This is a genomic window from Sporolactobacillus sp. THM19-2 (assembly GCF_004153195.1).
Lineage (GTDB): Bacteria > Bacillota > Bacilli > Bacillales > Sporolactobacillaceae > Sporolactobacillus.
Genome location: NZ_SEMC01000016.1, coordinates 13,490 through 25,164, shown reverse-complemented (window position 1 = coordinate 25,164; position 11,675 = coordinate 13,490). Strand labels below are relative to the sequence as shown.

Sequence of the window (11,675 nt, the reverse complement as noted above, 5' to 3'; positions counted from 1 at the left end):
GTCATTCCTCCCGGGTTCATGAAAAATCCCATTCTTTCTTTTTTCTGGTTTTGAATATCTGCATTAACTGCCTGATTGTTCCTGCCTGTACAATCAGGACGATCACAAGCAGGAGCAGGTTGACCGGCAGAATATATTTGATGGGAAACGCATTCATCACGGCCCCGGCAAACAGGATCAATAAAACCAGATGATGTTTCCACGCCGGAATCCGGATGCCGTTCCGGTTCGAGAAGAAGGTTCGTGCGGCAAAAAAGAAAAGGTAAGCGCAGCCTGTTGAAGCTGCTGCTCCAGGCGCCCCGAAACGAGGAACCAGTACAATATTCAGAAGCGTATTGGGAATCAGCGCAATGAGTCCTGCCCAGATACTTAAATACGTTTTTCTCGAGAAAACAATGCCCAGACAGGTGGTCTCACTGATCGTGAAAATGACGGGCGGCAGGCATAAGAAAGCAACAATATATCTGGCTTCCGCATACTGAGACGAAAGAATGACGGTTATGAGATCTTTAAACAGGAGGACGACGATCATGACCAGTGACATGAAGAGGAGCACCGTGTCGCTGACCGTCCTGAAATAGCGGATCTCCTTGCCGTTTTCATGCCACCGGTAGGCCGTGGGGACCCAGAAGGTCGTAAAACTGGTTTGCAGAAGAGAAACCACCGCAGCAATTTTCAAAGTTGCCGTAAATATCCCGATCTGGTAAAAACTGCTCCAGGCGTAAAGCGCCAGTCGATCCATATAATGCAGCAGGCTGGATAACGACGTCGCCACAACGACCGGTAAGCCGAATTTCAGCATCCGCGTAAGCAGACGGCGATCCGGAGAGAAACGGCGGAAAGCAAACAGCTTCCGGTACCTGATCACGAGATAGACATCGCCGCTGATCTGACCGAGTACGGTCGCATAGACAACGGCCAGATAATCGCGGCGAATGAACAGGACAAAAAGCAGGGTAAAAGTGAGAATACCCAGCTTGACAAAAATATTCAGAAGTGAATACTCCAGTGCACTTTCACGCATTCTGATGGAAAGCAGAATATAGCGTTCAACAACCATAAAGACCAGCATGACGCCAAAAAGAATGGCAGGGAACGGTTCTTCCGGCGTCCCAAACAGCAGCCCGGACACTTCATGTGGCAACGCCAGTGTCCCAACAAGCACGACGAAGGCCAGAGTGAGGGGAATGATCACCGCGTTCTGAAATAATTTCAGCTTATTATCGACGACATGATATTCCCGGGTATAGGCCTGATCCATTCCAAGAAATAAGAAGGTGCCGAAAATCATCTGAAACAGAAAAAACATACTGGCCCGGCCATATTCATTCGGATCAATAAAATAGGTGGTCAGCGGAACGGTCACAAAGGAGATGAGCGCCCCGATCACCGGACCGACAGAAAAGCCGATAAATTTTTCGATAAATTTTGCCATAGATCGTCTGAATCCCCTATCCGTGCCGCAGTCCGCCCGTATTTTCCTGATGCCCGGCTCTGTTCACGTGACCTGTTGAATCTGCCCTTTATGGATTACTGCGGAAGGTGCGGGACTCCTGCGTAAGAAGCAGAGCGAGGCACCGGCAACGCGCCCCGGGCAGGGAGGCTCACGGACCGTCCCGCGGGAAGCGGGCACTTTGCGTGAAAAACCACAGCCCCCCTGAAATCAGAAAAATATTGTTCATCACTGAGCCTCCGGCGGTGCCTGCAATCGGCCGTCCGGCATTTTTTTCTTCATCGGTTCCCCGAAAGCAGGCAGATGAGCTGACTGTTCTGACGCCTGATCTGAAACTGGTCGGCAACCGTCTGCCTGGCCCTTCCGGCAAGATCCGGCCACAAATCCGGTGATTTCAGGGCACTGGCCATCGTTTCTGTCAGACTGTCCGGATCCTTCTCCGGAACGAGATACCCGTTTACTCCGCTTTGAATCAGTTCGGGAATCCCACTGTGAAGGGTGGATACAACTATTTTCCCCATCGCCATCGCTTCCATCAGCTGAACCGGGATGCCTTCCATATCTCCGTCGTCCGCCGTTATGCTGGGTGCAAGAACCATCTGTGCTTCCCGCATCATGTCAATCCACTCATCCTGCGTCTTCCAGCCGGCAAGGAAGACGTGATCTTCAAGACCCAGATCTGCAATCTGCTGCTGCAGCTGCGCGTGCAGCGGACCATCTCCGGCTATCCGGTATCGGACATCATATCCACGTTCAATCAGCCCGGCGACGGCTCTGATGGCGAATGAAAGCCCCTTTTTCTCAACAAAACGGGCAGCAGATACGATATGGACGGGCGATGCCGGCTGCGCAGGACAGAAGGAAAATTTATCCGGATCAATGCCCATGTGGTGCACGATGGTCCGCGAAGGATCTGCCCCCAGCCGGATCAGCCTCTCTTTCCAGAACAGGCTGATGGGAAGCAGAGTCGTCTGCGACCGGAACAGGTCCTGATAAGCCTGCTGCCCTTTTGCCTGAAGATATCGCAGCATATCATAACCATGAAAAGCCGTGAAAAGCCGGCCATGAAGCAGCCCCTGATCAAGGCATTTCCTGGCCAGGATGCCGTTCGGACCAAAATGAGCCAGAATGACATCACGATCCGTCAGATCAATCCGCCTGAGCGCCCGGATCATCAAAATCAGGTTGGGATAACGGAAAAGATCCCTGAAGGCGTTCGGATGGATCCCTTTTTTATGTATGAACCGGTCCAGCGTGAGCTGTACCAGTCCTCCGGCAAATTCTAACGTTTTCTGAAACTTTCCGCCCGGCCTGCCGGTCCCATAGTAAAAGGTCCGCTGCGCAAGCCGGTACCGGATCACGTCAGGATGTACTTTCCGGTCCGGCGCCGCTTTCTTGGCCAGAATCTGTACATCATGCCCGGCATCTATAAGCCCGGTCATCTGATTCAGAATAAAAGTCTGCGACAGTTTGGGAAACTCGCCGACCACAAACAGAATGTTCATAGGTGTATGTCTCCGTCCCGATATTCATGTCAATTTTCCTCCGCAGCCCGCAACGAATAAAGTGATTCAGCTGATCAGTTCCGGAATGTGTGCCGGCCGGCCGATGGAGTAATATTCTACATTCGATTTTCTCATGGCGTCGAGACGGTAACAATTCCGGCCGTCAAAGACAATTGCCCGCTTCATCAGCCTGGTGTACGTGGCCGCCTCCATCTTCTTAATATCCGGCCAGTCGGTCACGATCACGGCACAGTCGGCCCCGGAAAGGGCGTCACGGAGCTGATGGGTATAGAGGATACCGTTGTCTCCAAGAAGCTTTCTGGCCTGGTCCGCTGCAATCGGATCATACGCGGCAATGTCTGCCCCCAGCGCAGCCAGTTTCGGAATAAGGACCAGAGCCGGCGATTCACGCAGATCGTCTGTATGGGGCTTGAAGGCGAGACCAAGCACGGCGATCTTTTTCCCTTCAAGAGATGTAAAGCGTGCCAGCAGTTTTTCAATCAGCAGGATCTGCTGATGATTATTCACCTCAATCACGGATTGAAGCAGATTAAACTCATGGTGATGGTTCCCCGCGATCTGAACGAGCGCGCTGGTGTCTTTAGGGAAACAGGATCCGCCGTATCCGATCCCCGCTCTGAGAAAATCCGGACCGATCCGATGATCCATTCCCATCCCTTTTGCCACTTCTTCAACATTAGCACCGAGCCTGTCACAGATATTGGCAATCTCATTGATAAAACTGATCTTGGTCGCAAGAAAGGCGTTTGATGCATATTTAATCATTTCGCTGCTGGCAATATCCGTCTTAATGATCGGAATGCCAAATGGCCTGTTGATTTTCTCCAGAGTGTCGGCCGTCTCACGATTCTCAGTTCCAATTACAATCCGGTCGCCCCGGAATGTATCACTGACAGCCGAACCTTCACGGAGAAATTCAGGATTGGAAGCGATATCGACCTGAACGCCCCCCTTCGTCCGGCTGTTGATCAGAGCCCTGACCCGTCTGTTCGTGCCCACCGGTACGGTACTTTTAATCACAACGATCACATGTCTCTCGATGTGATCTGCGATATCTGAGGCAGCTCTCCGGATATAGTCCAGATTGGCTGATCCGTCCAGACGCTGAGGTGTCCCCACCGCAATATAGATCACTTCAGCCCCGCTCAGTCCTTCACGGTGCCGGGAAGTAAATAACAGCCGTCCCGCGTCCATGTTTCTGCGCATCAGTTCTTCGAGTCCGGGTTCATAAATCGTCGGAACACCGTTTCTGAGTTTTTCAATTTTTACCGGATCGACGTCGATGCAGGTCACCGTATGACCGATTTCTGACAGGGCTACTCCTGTCACCAGTCCGACATAGCCTGTTCCTATGACTGCGAGTTTCATCTTATCTCCTCACATTCTCCTGATTCTGTCCCCCGTTACAGGGTCTGTACGACCTGAAAAATCAACATTTATCATAACCCGCCTGCATTAAGCTACTGTTAAATCAGATTATGATTCCTGTTAATTTTTATTCTTTCCGTTCCGGCTGCAGCTCTTCCTCTCCGCCGGATATCAGATGAAAGTGACAGATGATCTCCCGTGGGGTTCCAATGCGCCTGCGCTCCCGGAAAAAAGCCCGTGCCGTATTTTCCGGCAGTTCAACGTACCTGACCAGTTCAAAATTATGGCGCAGCGCGTAAACCGATACGGCATGAGTGATCGCCGTTGCTTCAATGACTTCTTCGGGAAGCGCAATGTCAACAGGAGACGACGGTGAGCCGTCGTATTCAATAAATAAGGCGTAGCGGAACATCTGCAGGCCTCCCTGTGGTCATTTCTCTTATTAATATGCCACAGCGGCCCGGCTGCTAATCACAGGCCTTTTCACCATTTTTGGGGGCAGCAGCCTATTTATTGAATGAAAACAGAAGGAGGCTGATGGATGTGATGTCCGGCATAGACTGTGCAACAAAACTTACAGAGCAATCCGCTCGACGTCTGAAAAGTCAGGGGGTGGATGCGGTCGGCAGATATATCGGCCCTGCAGAATCATGGAAAACGATCACCCGCGGTGAAGCAGAGGCCATACAGAGGGCCGGCTGCAGAATATTCAGCATCTGGGAAACCCGTCCAACACGGCGTGCCTATTTTACGGAAGAACAGGGGAAAAAGGATGCAGAAAAAGCGACCCGGTATGCGGGGCAGATTGGCCAGCCGGATGCCTCACCAATCTTTTTTACAGTGGATTACAATGCCGCTCCGGATGACCTCGGCGTGATTCGTGCCTACTTTCTGGCGATCCGGTCCCGCAGTCAGAAATACAGAATCGGCGTTTACGGATCGTTTCGCGTGATTGAGGACCTGCGCAGCAAGGGACTGGCCGATTTTTATTATCAGACTTATGCCTGGTCTTTTGGTCGTGAGTCGCGCCACGCCGACATTTATCAGTATCAGAATAGCCGGATGCTGGCCGGTATTTCTGTCGATCTTGACCGGGTCCGCAACCCGTCAGCAGTCTGGGGGCCGGCCAAAAGCGCCGTGAACCCTCCGGCCGTCTCCCCGGCCGCTGTTGTCCCCTATCCCGGCCACCTGATCCGGCGTGGCAGCAGAGGGCGGGACGTGGTCCGTATTCAAAACGCGGTGGGTGCTGTACCAGACGGGATTTTCGGTCCGAAAACAGAACAGGCCGTACTCGCCTATCAGCGTCGGCACGGCCTTGTCGCCGATGGCATTGTCGGCCCGGTCACATGGCATGTTCTTTTTTGAAGAAAAATTTGGCGATCTTCTATTTTGAGGGCTTGGACCGGAGCCTTTTTTCGGATACTGCAACAAAAGAGCCGGGGGCATCCCCGGCTCTTTTTTACTGTAAAGCTTAATATTTCAGATTGACAAACTTGATCGTGACATAATCATCGATGCCCTGATGCCCGTTTTCCCGGCCGATTCCGGATTGTTTGACCCCGCCGAAAGGAGCCTGCGGGAACGCTACCCGAGGACTGTTGACGCCAACCATACCGTATTGAAGGCTGCGGCTCACTTTGGCGATCCGCGCCAGATCCTTTGTATAGAAATAACTGGCGAGTCCATAGACTGTGTCGTTCGCCATGGCGATCACCTGATCCGTGTCGGAGAAAGCGATAATCGGCAGCACCGGTCCGAATGTTTCCTCATAGAAAATCTTCATTTTATTTGTTACTCCGGTCAGAACCGTCGGCGCGTAAAAATAGCCTCTGGCATAATCGCCGCCTGTCAGCCGTCCACCGCCTGTCGCAATCTTTGCTCCCTTTGCCGTCGCGTCAGCAAGCTGGCGATCGATCTTCACAAGGGCGTCCTCACGAATCAGCGGACCGGCATCGACACCTTCATCCAGCCCGTTGCCGACTTTCACCTGTTTCACCGCAGCTACCAGCTGTTCAGTAAAGGGCTTCAGAATCGATTCATGCACAAAAATCCGATTTGGCGATGTGCAGACCTGCCCGTTATTTCTGAATTTGGCTGCGACAAGATCCTGGACCGTCTGCTCAAGCGGCGCGTCATCAAAAACAATGAAAGGCGCGTGACCGCCCAGTTCCAGCGCAACCTTCTTTACCGTATCCGCCGACTGGCCAAAGAGTCGCTTTCCAACAGCTGTTGAACCGGTGAACGCTATTTTTCGTACGATCGGACTTTCTGTCAGAACCTTTCCAATCGCCGGGGCATCACCCATGACCAGATTAACGACCCCGTCCGGCAGGCCCGCTTCCTGGAATATAGCTGCCAGCGCCGTTGCCGACAGCGGTGTCTCCGGGGAGGGTTTGAGTACGACGGTGTTTCCGGCAGCAATGGCGGGAGATATTTTCCGTGTAATCATTGACGATGGGAAGTTCCAGGGTGTGATTGCACCGACAACGCCAAGCGGCTCTTTCTGGACAAGCAGCAGATGCCCGTCCGGCCCGGGGATTGTTTCGCCATAAATGCGCCGCAGTTCCTCAGCATACCAGCGTACACTTTCAGCCCCGGCAAGAATTTCACCTTTAGCCTGGGCGACGGGTTTCCCCTGTTCAATCGTCATAATCCGGGCCAGCCGGTCTGCCCGCTCTACAATCAGATCTGCCATGCGCCGCATGGTTTTCGCCCGTTCATCAGGAGGCGTCTCCGACCAGGTGACAAAAGCGTCAGAAGCTGCCGCTATCGCCTTTTTCGTATCGGCCGCACCGCCACGGGCCACATGTGCAACGACCTCACCGGTTGCCGGATTAATCACTTCATCTGTTTCGCCGCTTTCCGCGTCAATCCATTTGCCCCCGATAAAAAGCTGATCAGGTGCATCTTTGATTATTAAAGTACTGCTCATCATAACACCTCATCCATTTTATGATCACAGTCACGTCAGTTTATGTGGTGCAGAACACTTATCTCTCTTTTTATTATGAACGAATAATCCGATGATTGCCATTATTTTGCCGGCCCGGCTGTGCAGCATTCAGACCTTTGAAGCCAGGCATTCTGCCAATGATTCTTCCAATATAGAGACCGCTCTGTCGACTTCTTCTCGGGTTATGATCAGGGGAGGGATAAACCGGATCACATTATGATCAACACCACAGCTAAGTAAAATCAGACCTTTTTTTAATGCCCGTTCTCTTAACCGGCTGACGGTCCGGCTGTCCGGTTTTCCGTCTTCAGTCCCGCATTCTAAACCAATCATCAGTCCCATACCGCGGACATCTTTGATGACGGGGAATTTCGCGGAGAGATCCACTAATTTCTGTTTAAAATATTTTCCTGTTTCCTTAACCTGTTCAAGCAGGCCGCCCTGAAGCAGATCAAGAACAGCAATGCCTGCCGCACAGGCAATTGGATTACCTCCAAACGTCCCCCCGTGTGCTCCGGCCGTCCATTGATCCATCAGTTCATTCTTCCCGATCACGGCACTGAGTGGGAACCCATTGGCTATCCCTTTTGCCACACACATGATGTCCGGCTTTACATGAAAATGCTGCCAGGCGAACAGTTCTCCCGTTCGACCGAATCCGGACTGAATTTCATCAAAAATCAGTTTAATCCCGTGTTCCGTGCAGATCTGTCGTACTTGCTTAACAAATGCTTCTGGCGGTACAATATATCCTCCTTCACCCTGCTGTGGTTCCATGATCATAGCCGCAACCTTTTCCGGAGCAATCAGATACTGGAAAATCTCTTTAATGGATCGAATACATCTCTTCGTTTCCTCTTCTTCCGAAAGACCGCTTCTGAAACAATAGGGGTATTCCGCATAATAGACGCTCGGCATCAGGGCTTCATATTCTCTCCGATAGGCTGAACTGGAAGCCGTAACAGTCATTGCCCCGGCTGTTCGACCATGAAAGCTGCGTTTAAACGAAATAATACCTGGTCGTCCGGTCGTCCACTTGGCCAGTTTTAAAGCACCTTCAACGGCTTCGGCACCACTGTTTGAAAAGTAGACCTTATACTCATGATCAAGAGCGGCACTTAATCGCTCAGCCAGTTCAACATAGGAGGGATAAAAGACTACATTATGACCGGCGTGTACCAGGTTCTCCATTTGCTGGTGTGCCTTTTCCATGACATAGGGATGATTGTGCCCCATATTCACGACACCGACACCGCTCGCAAAATCCAGATATTTCTTCCCATTTGTATCCCACAAATAAGCTCCGCGACCCTTAACAATTTCAAGTTTCGTTGCCCGTCCCGTCGCAACCGGCGGCATAACCTGACAGGCACGCTCATATAAGCTCTTTTTTCCCATTACAATTCCTCTTTCCCCTGGATTCATCTTATGAATTCTGTCACTATTCGATTATGATAAAATTTAAATATGGATGGTTAAGTTATTTAAACCATAAAATGGTCAGGAATGCAGTCACAAGAATAGAGGTAAACCTCCAGGTATCCAGCTTCGCTCAGCGTCACATGGTATTTTCTGAGATGATGCACGGCGCACTGGCTACGGATTTGAATCCTCAGAAGATTCCATTTTTTCTCGTCCAAGTTCTCGAGGAAAGCCTGACACGCACCTCAAAAAGTGATTTTTTTGTCTTTTATGATAACATGATAATATGATAAACGGAAGAAAATTACCACTCAGGGGGAAAATGAAACTTGAGTGAAGGAGTGTTTATTCGTGTACTATTTTGTTTTTCTTATGTTGCTTTTGGCCTTTATTTCCTCCGCTCCACTTTTTAGAAATCCATATTTGAAGTATGGATATTTAACATTAGTCATAATGACTATCTTTTTTGCAGGGTATAACGGAACTTCCCATAGTATTATCAACGTACCTGATCCCTGGGCGACATTAATTATTCTCATTGTTTTTTTCACCTGTTATTTTCAAATTGATGAAAAGAATAGAGAAAAAGAATGAAGGAAAAGACAGTGGTATCTGACGATTACTATGATGAAAGAGTTGTCACTATTGTATCTGCGTTTGAAGTAGCCTTTTCTGTAATTGTCAGATCATTGTTTACTGTAACACGACCTTCCTTCCATAATGACAAACAGGCTCCCTTGAATGATTAAACCCGGCAGGCTGACATAAGAATCACCTGCCGGGTCTCTATCATCATGCATAAAATCCTCAAACTCTTTCATTTCAATACTTTTTTGTACAGATTCATAAAGTTCCCGCCAAGGATCATACCGATCTGATTGTCCGGATAACCCCTTTTAATCAGTTCTTCAATAATAAGAGGAAAATCTCTGTGGCTGCGGATAATGTCAAAGTTGTCCGGTCCGGTATGTCCGGCAGGTTTCAGCGGGATATCCGTCATCGAATGACAGATATCCAGACCGATACCCACATGCTCGGCACCGACCAGTTGAACCATGTAATCCAAGTGATTGATTAAATGGGCGACATCGCCTTCTTCATATTTGTCAGAAACAAACATATTACAGCCGTTCATTCCAATGACTCCGCCTGTCTCGGCCAGTGCGCGGATCTGCTGATCTGTCAGATTACGTTTTGATGAAGCTATCCGCCTGGCATTGGAATGTGAAGCGATGACGGGCGTCTTAGCGCGACTGAGCACATCCGCGAATCCCGCATCGTTCAGATGGCTGACATCGAGAATCATAGACATGTTCTGGGCCTGCTCGATCAGGCGGACACCGAATTCAGTCAGGCCGCCCTGCTGTCCCTCGTCAACATCGGCGAAATGGCAGCCGTCTGCTGCTTCATTGCGCCGGCTCCAGGTCAGTCCGACAAAACGCACCCCCAGCCTGTAGAAAATCTGCAGCAGATCGAGATCATTGGTCAGCGGGTCTACGCCTTCAAACGATAGAAGAATAGCCAGTTTTCCCGCCGCCCGGGCAGTAACGATTTCGTTAAAGGTTGTGCACAGCTGCAGTTTATCCGGCGATTCCTTCATTTCCGAGTACAGCGCGCTCACCTGATCGAGCGCTTTCTTCAGCCCCATTTCAGGAAGATACTGGCTGGATATGAACAGGGAGCAGACCAGTACATCAACACCGCCGGCTCTGATCCCCGGGAGAAACTCCGTCTCAATCACCTTTCTGTAGCCCAGCTTTCGCCGAAGATCGACTTCCATTAACAGATCAAAATGAGCGTCCACTGTGATGAATTGATGTTGCAGGCGTTTTACGTGCTCCTCAAGGGTTTCGGTCATTAAAGTACCTCCCAATTATTATTTGAACGTGTCCACTCGATTCACAACATGGGTCGGCGATTCATGGCGGATAAACCGGCGTACATTTTCAATCGTTACCTGAGCGACACGCCAGATACTTTCCTGGGTTGTTCCGCCGATATGAGGCGTCGCGATCAGATTCTCGAGGTGCGGAAGAGGGGGCACCGGCGGCTCCGATTCAAAAACATCGAGTGCCGCCCCGGCAATCTTCTTTTTTTTCAGGGCATCCAGAAGGGCCGGTTCATCGATCAGCGCCCCGCGTGAAACATTGATCAGGAAGGCAGTCTGCTTCATTTTTTCCAGTGCCCCTGCATCAATCATATGAAAATTTGTTTTTTTCAGAGATGTACTGATCACAATATAATCGGATTCTGCAAGGAGGTGATCCAGATCGACGAAGGTAGCGCCGATTTCCGCCGCTTGATCAAAGTCCTTATGAACCCCATAGGTCATCAGCTTCATGCTGAAAGCCGACGCCATCCGCGCGATTCTCTGTCCGATAGCACCGAATCCGATAATCCCGAGCGTTTTCCCATAACATTCAAATCCATTGCTGTGATTCCAGTGGCCATCCTTCGTCCGCCGGTCCAGCTGCGGGATCATCCTCGAAATGGAAATCATCAGCCCGATCGCCAGCTCGGCAACTGAAATGGCATTCTCTCCCGGAGCGTTGCTGACGCAAATCCCCTTTTCCGTCGCATACTCGATAGCCACATTATCCAGCCCTGTCCCTGTCTTCAGGATATATTTTAACTGCGGTGCCGCATCGATGACTTCCCGGTCCGCGGGAGAGACGGCTGTGATATAAATTTCAGCATCATGAATCGCATGAATGATCTTCTGCTTATCCTGTGCCTCATCGTACATCAGGCAGCAGACATCTGCCCCGGCTGCCTCCAGCTGACGTACCATATTCTGATGGATCGAGTAATACGATTTGCCTACACAAAACAGGATTTTCACCTGCAGGTCACCTTCCTTCTTCAGCGGGCTGTCCTATGTTCTTCAAAAATTATATAACATCCTTCTACAGGAGTCACCATAAACGGCTGCGCGTATTCATGCGGATGCGAA

At 50.5% G+C, this 11,675-nt stretch carries 9 protein-coding genes; 1 reads left to right on the top strand and 8 read right to left on the bottom strand.

Annotated features, from left to right (window positions below; all coding sequences use genetic code 11):
- Positions 1–16: 16 nt before the first annotated feature.
- The 4 genes from EWH91_RS10920 to EWH91_RS10905 form a co-directional block, all read right to left on the bottom strand.
- Positions 17–1,435, bottom strand: a complete 1,419-nt coding sequence (locus EWH91_RS10920) for a lipopolysaccharide biosynthesis protein (protein ID WP_129930072.1) — start codon at positions 1,433–1,435, stop codon at positions 17–19.
- Positions 1,436–1,731: 296 nt separating this feature from the next.
- Positions 1,732–2,958, bottom strand: a complete 1,227-nt coding sequence (locus tag EWH91_RS10915) for a glycosyltransferase (RefSeq protein ID WP_129930071.1) — start codon at positions 2,956–2,958, stop codon at positions 1,732–1,734.
- Positions 2,959–3,024: 66 nt separating this feature from the next.
- Positions 3,025–4,347, bottom strand: a complete 1,323-nt coding sequence (locus tag EWH91_RS10910) for a UDP-glucose dehydrogenase family protein (RefSeq protein ID WP_129930070.1) — start codon at positions 4,345–4,347, stop codon at positions 3,025–3,027.
- A 127-nt stretch (positions 4,348–4,474) separates the two neighbouring features.
- Positions 4,475–4,759 carry a hypothetical protein gene (locus EWH91_RS10905; RefSeq protein WP_129930069.1) on the bottom strand — a complete coding sequence of 95 codons (285 nt, stop codon included), beginning with the start codon at positions 4,757–4,759 and terminating at the stop codon, positions 4,475–4,477.
- Positions 4,760–4,884: 125 nt separating this feature from the next.
- On the opposite strand from EWH91_RS10905, the gene EWH91_RS10900 reads away from it, so the two are divergent.
- On the top strand, positions 4,885–5,712 hold the full coding sequence (locus EWH91_RS10900; RefSeq protein ID WP_240697340.1) for a glycoside hydrolase domain-containing protein: 828 nt from the start codon (positions 4,885–4,887) through the stop codon (positions 5,710–5,712).
- A gap of 106 nt (positions 5,713–5,818) precedes the next feature.
- Here the strand turns inward: EWH91_RS10900 and EWH91_RS10895 are convergent, their stop codons facing one another.
- The 4 genes from EWH91_RS10895 to EWH91_RS10880 form a co-directional block, all read right to left on the bottom strand.
- Positions 5,819–7,279, bottom strand: a complete 1,461-nt coding sequence (locus EWH91_RS10895) for an NAD-dependent succinate-semialdehyde dehydrogenase (protein WP_240697339.1) — start codon at positions 7,277–7,279, stop codon at positions 5,819–5,821.
- 129 nt (positions 7,280–7,408) lie between these two features.
- Positions 7,409–8,698, bottom strand: coding sequence for an aspartate aminotransferase family protein (locus tag EWH91_RS10890; protein WP_129930067.1), 1,290 nt, complete (start codon positions 8,696–8,698; stop codon positions 7,409–7,411).
- Between the two features lie 841 nt (positions 8,699–9,539).
- Complete coding sequence (locus EWH91_RS10885) at positions 9,540–10,580, bottom strand: dipeptidase (protein ID WP_129930066.1); 1,041 nt, start codon at positions 10,578–10,580, stop codon at positions 9,540–9,542.
- An 18-nt stretch (positions 10,581–10,598) separates the two neighbouring features.
- On the bottom strand, positions 10,599–11,564 hold the full coding sequence (locus tag EWH91_RS10880; RefSeq protein ID WP_129930065.1) for a phosphoglycerate dehydrogenase: 966 nt from the start codon (positions 11,562–11,564) through the stop codon (positions 10,599–10,601).
- Between the last annotated feature and the right edge of the window lie 111 nt (positions 11,565–11,675).

What these genes read in the sequence shown, in the direction of transcription:
- EWH91_RS10915 (WP_129930071.1), bottom strand. Translation starts at nt 2,958, where the DNA reads ATGAACATTCTGTTTGTGGTCGGCGAGTTTCCCAAACTGTCGCAGACT.
- EWH91_RS10890 (WP_129930067.1), bottom strand. Translation starts at nt 8,698, where the DNA reads ATGGGAAAAAAGAGCTTATATGAGCGTGCCTGTCAGGTTATGCCGCCG.
- EWH91_RS10900 (WP_240697340.1), top strand. Translation starts at nt 4,885, where the DNA reads ATGGATGTGATGTCCGGCATAGACTGTGCAACAAAACTTACAGAGCAA.
- EWH91_RS10885 (WP_129930066.1), bottom strand. Translation starts at nt 10,580, where the DNA reads ATGACCGAAACCCTTGAGGAGCACGTAAAACGCCTGCAACATCAATTC.
- EWH91_RS10895 (WP_240697339.1), bottom strand. Translation starts at nt 7,279, where the DNA reads ATGAGCAGTACTTTAATAATCAAAGATGCACCTGATCAGCTTTTTATC.
- EWH91_RS10905 (WP_129930069.1), bottom strand. Translation starts at nt 4,759, where the DNA reads ATGTTCCGCTACGCCTTATTTATTGAATACGACGGCTCACCGTCGTCT.
- EWH91_RS10920 (WP_129930072.1), bottom strand. Translation starts at nt 1,435, where the DNA reads ATGGCAAAATTTATCGAAAAATTTATCGGCTTTTCTGTCGGTCCGGTG.
- EWH91_RS10910 (WP_129930070.1), bottom strand. Translation starts at nt 4,347, where the DNA reads ATGAAACTCGCAGTCATAGGAACAGGCTATGTCGGACTGGTGACAGGA.